At 68.6% G+C, this 16,837-nt stretch carries 12 protein-coding genes and 1 pseudogene; 4 read left to right on the top strand and 9 right to left on the bottom strand.

Features of this window, described 5'->3' with window-relative positions:
* Nucleotides 1-200: 200 nt before the first annotated feature.
* The 6 genes from A8G08_RS13420 to A8G08_RS13395 all read right to left on the bottom strand — a co-directional run bounded on the left by A8G08_RS13420 (nucleotide 201) and on the right by A8G08_RS13395 (nucleotide 5,479).
* Nucleotides 201-431 carry an FmdB family zinc ribbon protein gene (locus A8G08_RS13420; protein WP_068274637.1) on the bottom strand — a complete coding sequence of 77 codons (231 nt, stop codon included), beginning with the start codon at nucleotides 429-431 and terminating at the stop codon, nucleotides 201-203.
* 71 nt (nucleotides 432-502) lie between these two features.
* Nucleotides 503-943 (bottom strand): DUF6325 family protein, encoded by a 441-nt coding sequence (locus A8G08_RS13415; RefSeq protein WP_222844267.1) that lies wholly within the window; start codon nucleotides 941-943, stop codon nucleotides 503-505.
* Between the two features lie 101 nt (nucleotides 944-1,044).
* Nucleotides 1,045-1,971 carry a cation diffusion facilitator family transporter gene (locus tag A8G08_RS13410; RefSeq protein ID WP_068274634.1) on the bottom strand — a complete coding sequence of 309 codons (927 nt, stop codon included), beginning with the start codon at nucleotides 1,969-1,971 and terminating at the stop codon, nucleotides 1,045-1,047.
* 70 nt (nucleotides 1,972-2,041) lie between these two features.
* The gene (locus A8G08_RS13405) at nucleotides 2,042-3,490 is read right to left on the bottom strand and encodes an aldehyde dehydrogenase (RefSeq protein WP_068274631.1); all 1,449 of its coding nucleotides are present in this window, start codon (nucleotides 3,488-3,490) and stop codon (nucleotides 2,042-2,044) included.
* A 134-nt stretch (nucleotides 3,491-3,624) separates the two neighbouring features.
* The gene (locus tag A8G08_RS13400; RefSeq protein WP_068274629.1) at nucleotides 3,625-4,521 is read right to left on the bottom strand and encodes an ROK family protein; all 897 of its coding nucleotides are present in this window, start codon (nucleotides 4,519-4,521) and stop codon (nucleotides 3,625-3,627) included.
* 142 nt (nucleotides 4,522-4,663) lie between these two features.
* Nucleotides 4,664-5,479 (bottom strand): class I SAM-dependent methyltransferase, encoded by an 816-nt coding sequence (locus tag A8G08_RS13395; RefSeq protein WP_068274626.1) that lies wholly within the window; start codon nucleotides 5,477-5,479, stop codon nucleotides 4,664-4,666.
* 113 nt (nucleotides 5,480-5,592) lie between these two features.
* Between A8G08_RS13395 and A8G08_RS13390 the strand changes: the two genes are divergently transcribed.
* Nucleotides 5,593-6,804 (top strand): glycosyltransferase family 4 protein, encoded by a 1,212-nt coding sequence (locus tag A8G08_RS13390; protein ID WP_068274623.1) that lies wholly within the window; start codon nucleotides 5,593-5,595, stop codon nucleotides 6,802-6,804.
* Here the strand turns inward: A8G08_RS13390 and A8G08_RS13385 are convergent.
* Nucleotides 6,733-8,481 carry an MmpA family trehalose lipid delivery protein gene (locus tag A8G08_RS13385; protein WP_068274620.1) on the bottom strand — a complete coding sequence of 583 codons (1,749 nt, stop codon included), beginning with the start codon at nucleotides 8,479-8,481 and terminating at the stop codon, nucleotides 6,733-6,735. The two genes, A8G08_RS13390 and A8G08_RS13385, sit on opposite strands and share 72 nt — an antisense overlap.
* An 80-nt stretch (nucleotides 8,482-8,561) precedes the next feature.
* Here A8G08_RS13385 and A8G08_RS13380 point away from each other — a divergent pair, with 80 nt between their 5' ends.
* Nucleotides 8,562-9,773, top strand: a complete 1,212-nt coding sequence (locus A8G08_RS13380) for a polysaccharide biosynthesis protein (RefSeq protein ID WP_068274617.1) — start codon at nucleotides 8,562-8,564, stop codon at nucleotides 9,771-9,773.
* The gene (locus A8G08_RS13375; RefSeq protein WP_068274614.1) at nucleotides 9,770-10,123 is read left to right on the top strand and encodes a VOC family protein; all 354 of its coding nucleotides are present in this window, start codon (nucleotides 9,770-9,772) and stop codon (nucleotides 10,121-10,123) included. The genes A8G08_RS13380 and A8G08_RS13375 overlap by 4 nt, the downstream gene beginning before the upstream one ends.
* A gap of 37 nt (nucleotides 10,124-10,160) precedes the next feature.
* On the opposite strand, the gene pgfA is transcribed toward A8G08_RS13375, so the two are convergent.
* Entirely contained in the window at nucleotides 10,161-11,300 is a 1,140-nt protein-coding gene (pgfA, locus tag A8G08_RS13370) for a cell envelope lipid trafficking protein PgfA (RefSeq protein ID WP_068274611.1), read from the bottom strand.
* A 176-nt stretch (nucleotides 11,301-11,476) separates the two neighbouring features.
* Between pgfA and A8G08_RS26695 the strand changes: the two are divergent.
* Nucleotides 11,477-12,541 (top strand): annotated as a pseudogene (locus A8G08_RS26695) (acyltransferase family protein); the annotation flags it as partial.
* A gap of 26 nt (nucleotides 12,542-12,567) precedes the next feature.
* Here the strand turns inward: A8G08_RS26695 and A8G08_RS28355 are convergent.
* On the bottom strand, nucleotides 12,568-16,824 hold the full coding sequence (locus A8G08_RS28355; RefSeq protein ID WP_068274709.1) for an alpha-(1->3)-arabinofuranosyltransferase domain-containing protein: 4,257 nt from the start codon (nucleotides 16,822-16,824) through the stop codon (nucleotides 12,568-12,570).
* Nucleotides 16,825-16,837: the final 13 nt, after the last annotated feature.

The raw sequence follows: 16,837 nt of genomic DNA, 5'->3' as shown, positions 1-16,837 counted from the left end.
CCAATTTCGGGCACAGTGGACAGCCCTATTCCCGCTGGTCAATGGCTTAGGTCGACGATTGTGCACCATGAAAGGGGCCTTGCCGCAAGGCCCCGGGTCGGGTATAGATTGAAGGTGGAAGGGAGCGATTGCTCGCCTTCCTTTTTTGTTTGTCCGGGTGGAATGCGGCGCGTTCGATTACGAACTGCCGAGCGCGACGCTCAGCAGCACCCGCCCCCACCGCAGCAACCCCCACCGGCCATCGGCGGCGCCTGCACAACGTTCGGCGTCGCACCCGAGTTGCTCGATCCGCCCACGCTGAACGTGGTCAGCAGCTTGACGGTGTCGTCGTGCCCGCTCGGGCAAGTGGCTGGGTCGGAGGACTCGGCCATCGGGCGGGTGAGGTCGAACGTATCGCCGCAGGAGCGGCAGCGGTACTCGTAGCGAGGCATTTCAGCAGGATAGCTGGGCCCCGCACCGGGTTGGAATGACCGGATGCGGGGCCCGAGCGACCCGGGACGGATTAGGCGTTGTTCAGCGCGGCGACCGCCGCCTCAACCACCTCGCGCGGGATCCGCTCCTGGAACAGCACCTCGCCGTTCGCGCCGCGGATGGCCTTGGCGAGCCTGGTGACCCAGAGGTTCGCCCACACGATCACCAGTGCGGACGAGTTCGGGTCGAGGCCTTCGCCGATCTCGGCGAGGTCGTCGGCGCTGAGCAGGTCGAGGCTGTCATCGGCGAGGCCGGCGAACGCACTGCTCACCGGTGAGTCCTCGATCTCGATACCCACCACCGAACCGTCTTCGCCCTTCGAGACGAAGGCCAGGTCGATGTAGTGCACGATCCCGGATTGCTGCAGGTCCAACAGGGCGGGCGCTACCTCGCCCGTGAAATTGTTTCCCTCGAAAAGAATTACGGCCACATCCACGGGGCCGATGTCGTCAACTTGCAGCGTTCGGGGCATATCGCACTCCGTTTTCGAGCGGTCGACTCGGACGCCGCAAGTCTATGGAGAAACCCCCGCGCGGTCTCGATTTCGAGAAGTCGGATCGGAAATGCCCGGGGCTATTCGGTGATGGTGACGTCCTCCTGGGTGGACAGGCCGAGGACGGCCAGGACGACGTGCTGGTTCTCCTGCACACGCAGCTTCACCGCACGCAGCGCCTCGGCGACGGACGACTCTGCGGCGTCACCGACGAGATCGACATTCGCTGTCAGATACACCCGGCGCGGCCCGAGGTACTCGAGCCGCAGGAACGTCACGCGCTCTACCTCCGGTTGATTGAGCAGCAGCTCCAGCATTCCCGCCCGCAGCGCTGGCGCGTCCTCGCCGATGAGGAAGCGGCGGTTGCGGTCGACCAGGATAATTGCGATGACGCCGAGCAGAATGCCCACCGCGATTGAGCCGAGCGCGTCGGGAATCGGTGATCCGGTGAGTTGGTGCAGCAGGACGCCGACGAAGGCGATCGCCAGTCCAACGAGCGCGCCGAAGTCTTCGGCGAACACTGCGCGCGTTGTGGGATCCGAGGTATGGAATGTGTGTTCGAGCAGCGTCCGGTCGATTGCCGACGCCTCTTTGCGCAATTGCCCGCTGGCCTGCCGAAATGAGATCGCTTCCAGCACAGCCGAAATCGCGAGCACCGCGTAGGCAACCCCGAAATCACTCGCCGGCTCGGGATCGAGCAGTTCCTGAACGCCGTGCGTGATGGACACGCCCGCACCGACCGCGAAGAGGCCGAGCGCGGCGAACATCGACCAGATGTAGGCCTCGCGCCCGAACCCGAGCGGGTGCTCGGAGCTGGGCTCGATGCGCGATCTCCGGTCGGCGATCAGCAACAGCACCTCGTTGCCGGTATCAGCCCATGAGTGCGCCGCCTCGGCGACCATCGATGCCGAACCGGTGATGGCCGCTGCTGCGCTTTTCGCCAACGCGATCGCCGCATTCGCGGCGAAAGCCAGCACCACCGTGATCGTGCTTTCCTCGGCAGCCATGCGCAGACGGTAACGCCGCGGCACCCTATTGCGTGGGTACCGCGGCGTTACCGGGTGAGGGGGAAAGAAGTCAGCTGGTGTAACCGAGCGGCATCAGCACCGACTTTGTCTCGCAGAACGACTCGACGCCTTCGGGTCCGTTCTCACGGCCGACACCGGACTGCTTGTAGCCGCCGAAGGGCGAGCCGGGGTCGAAGGCGTACCAGTTGATCGCGTACGTACCGGTGCGGATCTGCTTGGCGATCTCGATGCCCTTGGGGATGTCGGTGGTGTACACCGAGCCCGCGAGGCCGTAGTCGGAGTCGTTGGCGATCTTGATCGCCTCGTCCACCGAGTCGTAAGGAATCACGCAGATGACCGGGCCGAAGATTTCCTCCCGCGCGATGGTCATCGAGTTGTCCACATCGGCGAAGATCGTCGGCTCGACGAACCAGCCGGTATCCAGGCCCTCGGGGCGGCCGCCGCCGACAACCAGGCGCGCACCTTCCTCGATGCCCTTGGCGATGTAGCCCTCGACACGATCGCGCTGCTTCTCGGTGATCAGCGGGCCGAGCTGCGCATTCGGGTCGTCCGGCATGCCCACGGGCATGAAACCGAGGGTGGCGACCATGGCCTCGAGGATCTCGTCGTAGCGCGAACGCGGCGCGAGGACACGGGTCTGGCCGACGCAGGCCTGACCGGTGTTCATGATCCCGGACATCACCAGCATCGGCATGGTGGAGGCGATGTCCATGTCCTCGAGGAGGATCGCGGCGGACTTGCCGCCGAGCTCGAGCGAGCAGCGCTTGAACTGGCTCGCGGCGATCTCGCCGATCTTGCGGCCGACCGGGGTGCTGCCGGTGAAGGTCACCTTGTCGACATCGGGGTGCGACACGAGGTACTCGCCGGTCTCGGCGCCACCGGGGAGGACCGAGAGCACGCCCTCGGGCAGGCCGGCCTCGGCGAAGAGGTCGGCAACGACGTTGCAGGTAAGCGGGGTTTCCGGGGCGGGCTTGATCACGACGGTACAACCGGCGAGCAGCGCAGGACCGAGCTTGTTCGCCATCAGGAACAGCGGCACGTTCCACGCGATGACCGCGCCGACGACGCCGACCGGCTCACGCAGGACCACCGACTCGCCAAAGGCGCCGATGCGCTTCTCTTCCCACGGGAACGAATCCGCAAGTCCGGCAAAGTAGTTCAGCGCTGCCAGCGTCGGGGTGTGCTGCATCATGGCGGCGGCCGGCGCCGGTGCGCCCATTTCGGCGCTCAGCGTCGAAACGATCTCCTCCGCGCGCTCCTCGATGAGCTTCGCTGCCTTGCCGATGATCTCGGCGCGCTGCTGCGGGGTGGTCTGCGACCACGGGCCGGACTCGAACGCAGTGCGGGCGGCGGCCACCGCGGCGTCGATGTCGGCGGGGCCGGCGACCGGCACTCGGCCGACGCGCTCACCCGTTGCCGGGGAGTACACGTCGAGCGTCTCGTCGGTCGATGGTGCGACCCACTGACCGCCGATGTAGAGCTTGTCGAAATCCTTCATATCTCCTCTTTCGTGAACGGCGTCGGTGGCGTGGTCACAATGTAGAACACGTTACAGAAAACGCCGGAGCTGAGGAAGGGTGTACGCAAGCCCAGCTTGCACGAGTCGGCCCGGAGGGCGCATGCGAACGCGTTTCAATTCGGCCAGGGCCGGTAACCGTCGTCGACCAGCGCCACCGCGCCCGCGAGGCTCGCCCGGGCACCCAGTTGCCCGGGCAGGACGGCCACGCCGGACAGATATCGCAGGCCGCTGTGCCGGGCGAGCGCGGCCTGCAGCGGTTCCCATAGCGGCGGTCCGGATTGGGCGAAGCCGCCGCCGATCGTCACGAGGTCGACGTCGAGTAGCGCTGCCGCCCCGGCCAGAACGGTGCCCAACGCCGTTCCGGCCCGGTCCAGGGCGGCGATCGCGTACTCGTCGCCCGCTTGTGCGGCGCCGGCGAGTTCCGCTCCGGACGTACCGGGCCAGCCCTGGGCCTGGGCCCACCGCACTGCCGCCGGACCGCTCGCCACGGTCTCCAGACAGCCGATGCCACCGCAGGCGCAGGCTTCGGTACCGCCCGGGACCGGGATGTGGCCGATGTGGCCGGCATTGCCGGTGCGGCCAAGCACCACCCGGCCATGGCGAACTATCCCGCCGCCGACGCCGGAGGACACGACGACCCCGAGCAGGTCGGTGGTCCCACGCGCCGAACCGAACGCGTACTCGCCGAGCGCCGCGCACTGGCCGTCCATCGCCAGTTCGATCCGGGCCGCCGGGAACTGGTCGCGAGCTGCCTTGTCGACAGCGAAGCCGTCCGCCCACTCCGGGATGTTGATCGGCGCCGCGATGCCGTCATCAAGCGGGCCTGGAACGGATATGCCGAGCGCCTCGGTCTGTTCACCGCGCCCCAGCGACTCCAGGAGCGTGACGCAGGCCTGCCATACGCCCGAGGTCGGCGTTCGAACGGATCGCGCTTCGCCTGTCGTGCCGTCCGGACCGACGTGGCACGCGACGATCTTGCTGGCACCGATATCGATCGCAAGCGCCGTCATGCCCCTGATTTTGCTACGCGACCGGCTCGGCCGCCTCACGCGCCGCGCGAGCCGACGAGCGAACCGCGCCAATGGAGCGCCGCGGGTGTCAATCCCCCGCTACGGAGAAGCGAGGCCATCGTTCGAGTCTGTCGGTCACGGCTCAGGCTGTGCGGCGGAGCACCAACACCAGATTGCTGACCCCAACCTCGCGCAGGCCCGGGATGGCCGTGATCCACCACGCCCAGCGCGGGTGGTAGCGAGGGAAGGAGGCGAGCAGTTCGGCCGTAACCCCGGGATCCTTCGAAACGGCGCGCGCCCAGAGCAGGCCGTCACCGGCCCGGATCGGGAACAGTGACTCCCCGAATCGATTCTTCGGCTCACGTCCGTGCTTGCGCCGGTAGCGCCGGGCAGCACGCTCACCGCCCAGGTAGTGCCACGGGCCTGTCTCGTGCCCGCCGAACGGCCCGAGCCACACGGTGTAGGACAGCACCATCAACCCACCAGGGCGGGTCACGCGAAGCATCTCCGAGGCCATATCCCAGGGATCGGCGACGTGTTCGGCGACATTGGAGGAGAAGCACACGTCAACCGCGTCGTTTCGGAAGGGCAGCGCGGTGCCTGAACCGCGGATCGAACCGGGCACGGCGAGTCCGGCGGCATGCATTTCGCCGGCATCCGGCTCGACCGGCACATACCGGGCGCCGCGCGCGGCGAACTCGTCCGCAAAGTAGCCGGGCCCGCCGCCGACATCCAGCACAGTGGTACCGGTCAGGTCGCGCCCGGTCGCGGCGGCGTACAGGTCGCCGATCATGGCTGCCGTGTCGGTGGCCAGCGAGCCGTAGAACAGTGCCGGATCGGTCTGCTCGTGCGGGAAGGTACGCAGCAGCCGCACCGAGCGTCCCAGCGTCGCGCGGCGCCGGAATCGAGCAGTGACGCTTGTCGCAGGCGCGGAGCCTGCGGAGCGACCAAATCGCAAAGGCACGGCATGACACCCTAGCGATCGGCAGAAAAGGGCATGTCCTTGCCGCGTACCTGCGAGTAGTAGCTACCCTGGGCCGAACGTTTCATCAGATCCGAAAGAGGCCCGTCGTGCGCGAAGTGCTGCTCTTGTGCTGGCGCGACACCGGGCATCCTCAGGGCGGCGGCAGCGAGCGGTACCTGCAACAAGTTGGTGCGCATCTGGCCGCGGCAGGGGTTCGGGTCACGCTGCGTACCGCCGGATATCCGGGGGCGCCGCGCCGCGAGATCGTCGACGGCGTGCGAATCAGCCGCGGCGGGGGCCGGTTCTCCGTCTACCCAGCCGCGCTCGCAGCGATCACGCTCGGCCGGATCGGGCTTGGCCCGCTTCGTGGTGTGCGCCCCGACGCCGTCATCGACACCCAGAACGGCATCCCCTTCTTCGCGACGGTCGCCGCGGGCGCGCCGGTCACCGTGCTGGTGCACCACGGCCACCGCGAACAGTGGCCGGTTGCCGGGCGGCTCGTCGGCAAGCTCGGTTGGTGGCTGGAGTCGGTGCTGTCCCCGCGCGTGCACCGGCGCAATCAGTACCTCACCGTGTCGCTGCCCTCGGCCGAGGATCTTGCCGCGCTCGGTGTCGACCGGGACCGGATCGCGGTCGTGCGCAACGGGGCCGAGCCTGTGCCTGCCTATGTCACCGCCGGTGTGCCCGAGGCGCGCACATCGCACCCGAGCATCGTCGTGCTCTCACGGCTGGTGCCGCACAAGCAGATTGAAGACGCGCTCGACGCGGTCGCGCGGCTGCGCGCCGACCATCCGGGCCTGCACCTCGACGTTGTTGGCGGCGGATGGTGGGCCGACAACCTCGCCGAGCGCGCCCGCGAACTCGGTATCGAACGTGACGTCACCTTCCACGGGCACGTGTCCGAGGACCGCAAGCACGAACTGCTATCCCGCGCCTGGGTGCACGCATTGCCCTCGCGCAAGGAGGGCTGGGGACTCGCGGTGATCGAGGCCGCCCAGCACGGCGTGCCGACGGTCGGCTACCGCAGTTCGCGCGGGCTCACCGATTCCGTCATCGACGGGGTGACCGGTCTGCTCGTCGACGATTCGGCGGGGCTGACCGAGGCGGTCGGCGAACTGCTCGCCGATCCGAAATTGCGCGTGCAGCTCGGCGAGAAGGCGCGGGTGCGCTCGCATGAGTTCTCGTGGGAGCAGTGCGGGGACGGCGTGCGCGAGGTGCTCACGGCTTCGGTGAGCGGCCGGTTCATCTCAGGCCTTATCGGTACGGCGGACCACGCCGAGCACGACACCGAGCGCGCCACCGAGCGCGCCGCAGGCTAGCGCCGCGACGCCACCGGCTAGCGTCGCCACCCACAGCAGGTGGGCCAGCGCCGCGACCCAGCGGTTGTCCGCGGGTTCGCCGCTCGCGTCCGGTACTCGGTACAGCGCAAGTTCATCGTCGATGTGCACGCGCTCGAGTTGTGCCAGGGTGCGCGCGGAATCCCCCAGCGGGCCGGGAGAGGTCCGCTCGACGAGCACCCAGCCAACTCCTAGCTCGCCCAGCCGTTCCGGTGCAGCTCCGTCCAGCAACGCCGCCTCCGCCTCGGCGGCCCGATTGCCTTCGCCGGCCACCGCTACCCCGCGAACCGGCAGAACACCGGTCTGCAACACATCGCGGGGCAGCATTCGCGGCGCAGGGTCGAGCACCGGCGCGTCACCGGCCCACGGGAAGATCCGGAACATACCCCCCGGCAGCACAGCCACATCGGTGTCGTCATCGGCGGAGTTCACTGCCGCGGCCACGGTTTGCCACGAGGCAGGGTAGTGCACCGGGCGCATCGCCCCGCTTACTCCCCAGGCCAGGTCCGGCAGCACCGCAATCAACAGCAGGATCGACACCAGCGCGGGCACGACCGCATTGCCGGCGCGACGGGTCAGCCACGCGCATCCGGCCGCGGCTGCGAGGACATAGCCGGGCATCGCCAGCGCGATCCACTTCTGTGTGTCGCGGGCCAGCCCCCAGCCGGGCACATGGTCGACGCCCCAACGCATGGTGTCGAGCCCGGCGGGCGTTGCGGCCACCGCGGCGAACGCCACCGCACCGACGGCGAGTACGGCGAGGGCGGCAATCACCGGATTCGTACGGCGACGCCACAACGCGGGCGCGCCGAGTGCGACGAGCACGAGCAGCACGATGGTCCCGGCAAGCGCGAAGTAGCCGGTGCGACTGCCGGGAACGGCGTCCGCATTCCAGATGCCGCCAAGGCCCGCGACGCTGCCGATGGTGCCAAGGCCCGGCTCGGCGCGGGCGGCGAAGGCTGTCACACCCGCTGGATCCGATTCGGTACCGGCGCCGGAGAGCGCGGTGGCGACCAGCCACGGTGCCGAAACGAGCACGGTAAGCGTCAGCGCCGCGGGAATCCGGCGCACCCCGACCGTGACGACAGCGACCAGCCCGGCGAGCAGAGCGCCTGTCGGGGTCAGTGCGGCGGCGGCCAGACACACCGCGAGTGCGGACCACGCGGGCCATCCCGAGCCCTGCCGCAGGCGCACCGCGGCAGAAACCGTCCACGGCAGCGCGGCGTAGCCGACCAGCAGGCTCCAATGCCCTTGCAGGAGGCGTTCGGCGACATACGGATTCCAGCTTGCCGCAGTCGCGGCCACGAGCGCGGCACCGACACCGAGCGACGGCAGCACGATGCGGACCATCCGCGCTGCGCCCCAACCGGCCAGCCACAGCGCAGCGAGCAGGATCACCTTCACCACGAGGCAGCCGCCGAAGACGGGAGACAGCACGGCCAGTAGCGCGTCCTGCGGCACTGCGCGAGGCGCGGCATCGCCGAGGCCGAGTGCCGAATCCGTCAGGAAGGACCGCGGCGTGCTCACCGCATCCCGGAGCAGGAGGCAGCCCGGGCCGAAGAGCGGGCCGAACACCACCGCGGCGAGCGCCAGGCTGTAGAGAGCGAACAGCGGTTGCGCGGAACCGGACTCGGTTCGGACTCGCGCAGTGCTGCTCATGGCGGATCACCCTAGTTGTGCGGGGGCGGTGCCATAGTGGTCCCGTGAGTTCACGCGGCGCGGGGGCGACTGTCACCGGCATGGGCCTGGTCACCGCGGGCACCATGGTCGCCAACGTCGCGGCCTACGTGTTGCACGTGCCCGCAAGCCGTTGGCTCGGTCTCGACGGCTACAGCGAGTTCGCCAGCCTGCTCGGGTTGCAGTTGCTGCTCGCCGTTCCCGGCCTCGCGCTGCAGACGGTAGTGGCGCGCGATGTGGTGCGCGGCGAGTCGTCCGGACGCGTGCGCGCGTTGCAGATCCGCTGCGCAGCGATCGTCGCCGTAGTCGCAATCGTCCTCGTGCCCGTCGTCGTCGAGGTGTTGCACGTTGGTGTCGGTGCGGCGGCGGCTGCGCTGGTCACCGCACCTGTTGTGGTCCTGCTGTCCGGTGAACAGGGGCTCCTGCAAGGCGAACAGCGATTCACCGCACTAGCGTTCGTCATTGCGCTCGCCGGGGTCGCGCGAGTAGTGCCCGCCGTCGCGGTGCTCGCCGCCGGCGGCGGCTCGGCGGCCGCACTCGTGGGTGTCGCCTGTGGATTCACGGTGGCGGCCTTTATCGCCCACTTCGTCGCCGGCACCCAGTCCGCCGCGGTACCCGGCAAGGAAGTCTCCGACACGGGTGTGGCGGCGGTATTGCGTGCCTCGCAGGTGCAGTTGGTGCTGATCGCGCTGATCTCCGTCGATCTGCTGCTCTCCCGAGTCGTGCTCAGTCCCGATGACGCAAGTATCTATGCGCTGGGTGCGGTGGCAACCAAGGCGGCGTTCTGGCTACCGGCGGCGGTCGGGGTGGTGCTGTACCCGCGGATGGCCAATCCGCAGCAGTCCGCCGCCGCATCCCGGTTGACGCTGATGGTGCTGGCTGGACTCGCTGTGCTGACGGTCGGTGGGGCGGCGCTGGTCGCCCAACTGGTGCCGGTGATCGTCGGCGAGGCCTATGCGCCGGTCGAGGGCATTCTTTGGGCGTTCGCGGCGGACGGTGCGTTCCTGGCGATCCTGCAGGGTGCCCTGCTTGCCGCGATCGCCGGCGAACGCACGTGGTTGTCCGTTGTCGCCTGGGCCGCCCTGGCGGCCGAGGCCGCGCTCATACTCGCCCTCGCGGACACGATCACCGAAGTGCTGACGATCGTGGTCATCGGCTCGGCCATGGCGTGCATCGCTGCGTGGTCCGCCGAACTGTGGCGGGCGCGATCGGCGCCCCCATGGCCGAAAGAACCGTTGGCACAGCCTCAGGGCGGGCCTACCGTCAGTTCATGATCACCGCGATGCATGCGTTGCTCTACGCCGAGGATTCCGAGGCGGCCCGCGACTTCCTGCGTGACGTGGTCGGGTGGCCGCACATCGACGCCGGTGGTGGCTGGCTGATCTTCAAGTCCGGTCCGAGCGAGGTGGCGATTCACCCCGCCGCGGACACCGGATCACACCACGAGATCTCGCTGATGTGCGACGACCTCGATGCCACGATCGCCGAACTGGAAGCAAAGGGGGCGACGTTCACCGGCGGGATCGGCGAGCAACAGTGGGGCCGCACGACCTACCTCCAGGTGCCGGGTGCCGGCGCGATCCTGCTCTACGAACCAAAACACCCGCCCGCGCACTCGCTGTAAGCGAGCACCGGGCGGGTGTAAGTCGGAGTCGGTTGGACTACTGCTTGCGCAGATCGTCCTGATTGACGTTGATCTCCTCGGTCTGGTCCCAAGCCTGCCCGCTCGGCGGCGCGTTACCCGCAGAACCCGACGGCGAGCTCGGGCCGTTGGTGTAGGCAGGCTCGTCGTCGCCACGTCCGCGGCGGACACCGATCACGATGCCGACCACCAGGGCGATGATGCCGAGGATGCCGAACACGATCGGCAGGATCCGCCCGAACAGCGAGAGCAGATCCTTGCCGTCATTGGCCTTCTGCAGCTGCGACTCGACCGTGTTCTCGTCGAACGTCAGGTCCGCCTGCAGCACGGTGACCTCGGGCTTGTCGCCGCTACGTGCGTAGAACTGGTACGGCTTCTCCTCGCCCTTGACGATTACGCCGGTGACGGGCTCCACCCACACGTCGCGCTCGTTGGAGTACCAACGGGTCATGGTGACCGGCGCCTCGCCGCCCGGAACGCCCCACTTGGCGGCAGGCAGGGTGAGCTTGTTCGTGGCCGACGGCACGACCTTCGACAGGTCGACCGGGTCCAGCTTCTGGCGGAAGTGGTACACCGTCGTGCCGTTGATCTCCGTCTCCTCGACGAAGTCGATGTCGTGCGTCTCGCGCGAGTTGATGTCGAAGTACGGGTAGCTCTTCTGCTCGGTGTCGAACGGGAAGCGGTACTGCAGGCCGGTGTGCGAAACCTCGTCCGCCGGGCGGGTGCCGTCCACCTGGATCGAACCGATCGGGTCGTCCACCGGCATGCCGGTCTTGCGATCCACGGTCACGCGGTCGACCGAGGCCGTGAGCAGGCCGGTGTCGCCCTGCTTGTCGGTCCGGCGCAGCGTGGTACCGGCCTGGATGGTCATCTTGTCGGCGTCGGAGGGCTCCTCGACGGTGAGGAAGCGCTGCGACACCATAGGGACGCCCTTGTCGACGGTCGCGGATCCCGTGGCCGATGTGAGGGAACTCGCAACGAGCACCTCACCACCCTCGTCGGGCGTGGTGGCCACGGTGGTGATCTCCAGGTCAAGCGGCGTCTTGCCCAGCTTGTTCACCGAATAGGTGGGCAAAAGCAGCGCGGCTACGATCAAGAATGCGCCGAGCCCGACGAGTATGTAGGCCAGCGTCCGTCCCGACCTCGACCGCTCTGCCATCGAATCTCCTCAACATCGCGTTGTCTGCCATGCCGGACGGAGCCCGGCCCGGCAGTCAGCTGCCCAAAATGGACAGGTGATCGACCGAGACACTAACAGTCGATGCAACAGGTTTGGACCGCTGAGGTCCGAACTCGGCGCGTCGCACGCTCAAACGGCAGGCACACTGGATTGAAATGACTGTTACTCACACCGCCGTCCCTGGCTGGATGACCACTGCGGAGACGCCGCCGTGGACCCAGCGCGCCTTCGTCCCCGCCTTGGAGGGTATGCGGGGGTACGCGGCGCTCGGTGTGCTTCTCACCCATGTCGCGTTCCAGACCCTGGCGACGGGAACGCCGGTGATCGGGCGGGTGTGGAGCCGGTTCGATCTCGCCGTGGCGGTGTTCTTCGCGCTGTCCGGCTTCCTGCTGTGGCGCCCGCACGCGGCGGCGGCGCACGGTGGGCCTTCTGCGCCGACCACCGCGCGATATCTGCGACACCGTGCGGCGCGCATCCTGCCGGCCTATTGGGTGGCGGTCATCGTGGTGCTGTTGTTCCTGCCGCAGGCCGGCTCGGGCATGCAGTTGTGGCTGGCAAATCTCGGTCTGGTGCAGGTGTTCGTTCCGCTCACCCTCACCGAAGGACTCACCCAAATGTGGAGTCTCTCGGTCGAATTCGCGTTCTATCTCATTCTGCCGATCATTGCGTTGGCGATGCGACCGCTGCGTGGCCGGCGCGCGCGGCTGCGTTTGCGGGTGCTGCTCGCCGTCGCCGTGGCGTCGCTTGCCTGGGCGTTCCTGCCGATCCCGACCCCGAACGCGATCTACTCCGACAACTGGCTGCCCGGCTACTTCCCGTGGTTCGCCGCGGGTATGGTGCTCGCCGAACTCGCGGTGACACCCGCGCCGCGGATGCGTCGCCTGGCGTCGCGCCGGTGGCTGATGCTGGGGCTGGCGCTGGTGGCGTTCCTGCTCACGGCGACGGACCTGGCCGGGCCGGAGGGCCTCACCCGGGCGCATCCGTGGCAGTACGCGACGAAGATCGCGCTCGGTTCTATCGTCGCCTTCGGGTTGCTCGCCACGCCCGTGCTCGTCGAGCGCCGGTACCGCGTGCTCACCCACCCGGTGTCGCTGATGCTCGGCCGCTGGTCCTACGGCATCTTCATCTGGCACCTGTTCGTGCTGGCGATCATCTTCCCGACGTTCGGGCTCCCGATGTTCAACGGGCATTTCGCCTTCGTGCTGATCGTGACGGTGCTGCTGACCCTGCCGGTAGCGGCCGCGAGCTACGCGATGGTGGAGGAGCCGGTGCGTCGTTGGGTCCGGTCCTGGGAGCGGCGGCGCAGCCAACGCGGGAATGGCACGACGGCGACGCCGACGGCGATGACCGCGAGCAGCGCGGGGAGCTGAACCCACAGGGAATGCCCGAGGTAGCCCTCGGGTGAACGCCAGGGCGCCCGAGACAGCCAGGCGGTAGCGGCAATCGTGCCGCCGCCCGCGACGATCGTCAGGGTCCACGCGGTGACCCGCGCTCCCCAGCGCCGGACTGCCAGCGCGGATCCGGCGAGGCCGGCGGCCGCGAGTGCGGTTCCAACCGGCCCGGAAATCACCGTGGCGACCGCCAGCACACCAGCCGCGGCAACGACTGTGCTGCGCCACGGACGCGGAGCCGGAGATGCTGCGCCCAGGCTGCCGCGCCGCCACAGCGCAAGGCCGAGCAGGACGAGCAGCAGTGCGAGCCCACCGAAGATCGCAGTCCGGTACCAACGGTCGAGCGGGAAATCGAGCGTGATCGGTCCGGCGGTGCCGGCGGGCACGATCCAGCCCTGCTGCCACCCGTTCACCACGACGGTCGCGAGCTCCGTGCCGTCGTTGGTACGGGCGCGCCAGCCTGGGTTTGTGCTTTCCGGGACCACAAGCAGTCGGTCGCGATCGGTTGCGGCGACATCGATTTCCCGCTCGTCCGCGGTCCAGGTGGTGATCGCGGATCCGAGCGGCGTGGTCGCCGGAACCTGTGCGGGTGCGGCCGCGATGTCCTTGAGTCGCATCGAGTCGACGAAGAACGCTGGTCCCGGCAGAACCTCGATGTCCGGCCGTCCGGCCGGAAGGGCAGCGGCGGTGTCTGCCGCGCACGGCCGCGCCGACACGGGTGCGCCGGAACGCAATTGGTCTGCTGTCGCGGTAATCGACAGCTGCATCGTCTGCCCGGCGATCGTGACCTTCGGTCCGTCCTCGCACGGCACGGTGATCATCCGGTCCAGATCGGCGGGCGGCCCGATGGGTTTGCCGTCCGCGCCGAGCACCTCGATCTCCGCGAAACCGGGCGCCATCGGTTGGGTGAAGCCGATCCCAGCCAGATCGTGTAGCTCGTCCCAGCTCTGAATGCTGAGCTCGATCCGATCGGTGACGTACGGGAACAACTCGATTGGGCCGACTCCGACCTCGCGCACCTGCGGTCCCGCACCGAGATCCACCGCGACCGAGGTGGGCCTGGCAGGAGCGCGGCCGAGACTCGATTCGAGCGTGAGCCCGGTGACCAGTTGCTTTTCGGGCAGTTCGATGGTCAGCGTCGGCTTCGGTCCAGCAGGTCTGCGGACGGTGTTCGCCGGGGCCGTCCAGGTGGTCCGCGGGTCGCCATCGGTTGCCGCGATCGCCGAACCCCGTGGGTCCGGGGTGTCGGCCGCGCCCGTGGCAAGCGGCCGGCCAGGCTGTGCGAGCAGCGCGTCGAGTTCCAGGCTTGGCCGCGATCGCAGCGTCACCTCGGGGGCGACGGCAACCGCCGCTGGCACGTCGAGTGTCCGCTGGAAGGCGTTGAGTTCCTCCGGCGCGAGCTGCAGCGCGGTCGAGCACCGCACCCGCTCGGTTGTCTCCACGCAGCTGGTCCGGCCGACGAGCTCCTGCCCGAGGTCCCAACCCCGCACGTCCGCCCCTGCCGGCGGCGGGGGAAGCACTGTGCGGTGCCGGATTTCGACTGGGACCGGGTTGTCCGGGTCGGTGTAATCGTCGATCGACACTTCGCTGAGGCTGAACTGGAAACCGACCGAACCGTCCGTGGTCTGGGTCGCGAGGATCCGCACCCACGATGTTTCGCCGGGCGGGAGCGCGATGGTGAGTGGCTTCCCCTTCTCACCGACTCGCGCCGCAGTGCTGCCGCGCTGCGTCTGGATCTCGAGCCATTTCACCGGGCTGCCAATGGTGGCCGGATTGACGGTGACGTGCAGCAGCCCGCCCTTGATCGGGTTGTCCAGATCCAGCCGGAGCCATTGGCCCACGGCACTTTCCAGTCCGTTGCTGAACCACGATGTCGACTCGTCACCATCGATCACCGCCGTCGGGCCGGCTCCCGGGGCGACACCGCCGAGCTGTGTGGCGTCCGCCGCCGCGCTCGACGTCGTGATGGTCGCCCCCGACCATTCGCCGCGCACCAGCGGTGCCCCGTCGACCGGATAGTCCGGCACGCGATTGAAGGTGCGGCGCGATTCGTCGACCGCCCGAATCGCGGAGCTGTGGTAATCGACCTGGCCGAAGTCGGTCTCGCGATCGACCGGGGTGTCGGTCACGGTGACGGTGTCGATGCGCAGTCCCGCTCGCTCGGCATCGGCGGCGAGCAGAGCAGAGCCCGTCTCCCCGGACTGATGCATCCGAAGCAGCGCCTCGGGGCCGCCGGCCACGATCGGCAGATCCGCGGCGTCGACCAGGTAGGGCTCATTCGCGAGGCCGGTAGCTCCGGCATCCACTCGGAAGATCTCGATCGCCGGGTAGCCGACCCGCAGGTCGCCGTCGACCACCAGATGCTCCACCTTGCGCGGCGCGATCTCCTCGCCGAATTCGGCGACCTTGGTCAATCCAGGGGAGCCCTCGATCGCCTGGTGTGCCAGCACCGGTCGCGCCGAGCGGGACGTGTCCGGATCGAGGTCGTTGCGCAGCACGAGGAACCCGATGCCCTGGGCTCGCAGGGTCTCGGCGAGGCTGCTCGACGGGCGACCGTCGGCGATCAACCGCTGCACCGAGTCCAGCGCACGGATCGCGCCGGGCGGGGTGAGTGGAACGGCGTCCCGCACGGCCCACGGCGTTTGCGCGAGAGCCTGCAACGGCTCGTCGCGGGTCAGGCCCCAGACCTGCGCCGCGAATGGCGCGCCCGGAACCACCAGCGCGCGCTCGTCGGGTGCTGCGCCGCCACTGTCGGCATTCGCGGCCAGCCAATTTGCGGCCTGATGCCAGTACTCGGGGACTTCGTCGTAGGCGCCACGCGGGGCGAGCCGCCCTGTCCAGGCGACAGCGGTGGCGAGCGTGAGTGCGACGAGGAGCAGGCCGGTCAGCGCGATCATCGGGTTGTGCTCGGGATGCGCGAACGCGTAGCGCCACGTCCGGAACGGCACCGAGCCGGGCAGCGGCACCCGGGTCAGCAGGTGCGCGAGTCCCAGCACAAGCGGCAACCGGATCAGCGGTTCCAGCTTGTGCACATTGCGCAGCGGTGCGCCGCCCGAATCGAGGAAGATCCGGACCGACTCCGCGATGGGTGAGGACAGTTCGCCGAGATAGCCGGCGGTGATTCCGGCGATGCCGATGAGCAGGATCAAGGCCAGGCGCCCACGGATCGGGTTGGATCGCATCGCGAGGCCGGCCATGCCTGCGGCCGCGACGACACCGGTCGCGATTACCGCGCTGGACTGCGTCACCAGAATCGTGCCTGCGACGCGCTCCGGGGAGACGAACGGTGTCCAGCTGGTCGTGCCGCGCAGGACTTCCGCGAGCGAGGCCCATTGCGTGGTGATCCCGGACGATTCGATGTAATCCAGGAACGGGGGACTGAACCGGCCGAGCAGCAGCAGCGGCACGATCCACCACAGAGTCGCGAGCAACAGTGCGGGCACCCACCACACGGTGAAACGCCACCAGCGACGGTTCGGGCGGGATGAGAGCCACCACAACACGGCCGGGGCGACCGCGGCGACGGTCGCGACGGCGTTCACCGCACCCATCAGGGCGACCGCGCCTGCCGACGAGGCGGCGTGCACCCGCAGACGGCCCGGCTCCCGGCCGAACGCGCGCACCACCGGCAGCAGCACCCACGGGGCCAGCATCATCGGCAGCGACTCCGACGAGATCGAACCCAGTGTGGTGAGCACCCGCGGACAGAGCACGAATGCGAGCGCCGCGATTACCCGTGAGCCACGGTTTCCGATGCCCAGTGCCTCGGCCAGCCGGATGATGCCCCAGAAACCGACGAGCAGCAGCAGCGCCCACCAGATCCGCTGGGTGATCCACGGCGGTATGGAAAGGAGCTGACCGAGCCCGAAGAAGGAACCGTGCGGGAAGAAGTAGCCGTAGGCCTGGTTCTGCACCTGGCCGAGCGGTGCCTCGCTGTTCCACAGGTGGGACGCGCGGGCCAGGAAGCCCAACGGGTCCTGCGTGAGGTCGTACTTGGTGTCGGCGACGGTCTTGCCGGGCGACTGCAGGAACGCCAGTAGGAGCGCGATGAGGGCAGCGCCGATAAACCACCGCCGGTCGAGTGGCTCGACCGACGGTGTTGGAGAAGTTATTTGCGAAGAGTCC

This window comes from Aldersonia kunmingensis, from assembly GCF_001646865.1.
Classification (GTDB): Bacteria; Actinomycetota; Actinomycetes; order Mycobacteriales; family Mycobacteriaceae; genus Aldersonia; species Aldersonia kunmingensis.
The sequence above is the reverse complement of the archived record's forward strand: the minus strand, read 5'-3'. Positions and strand labels throughout refer to the sequence as shown.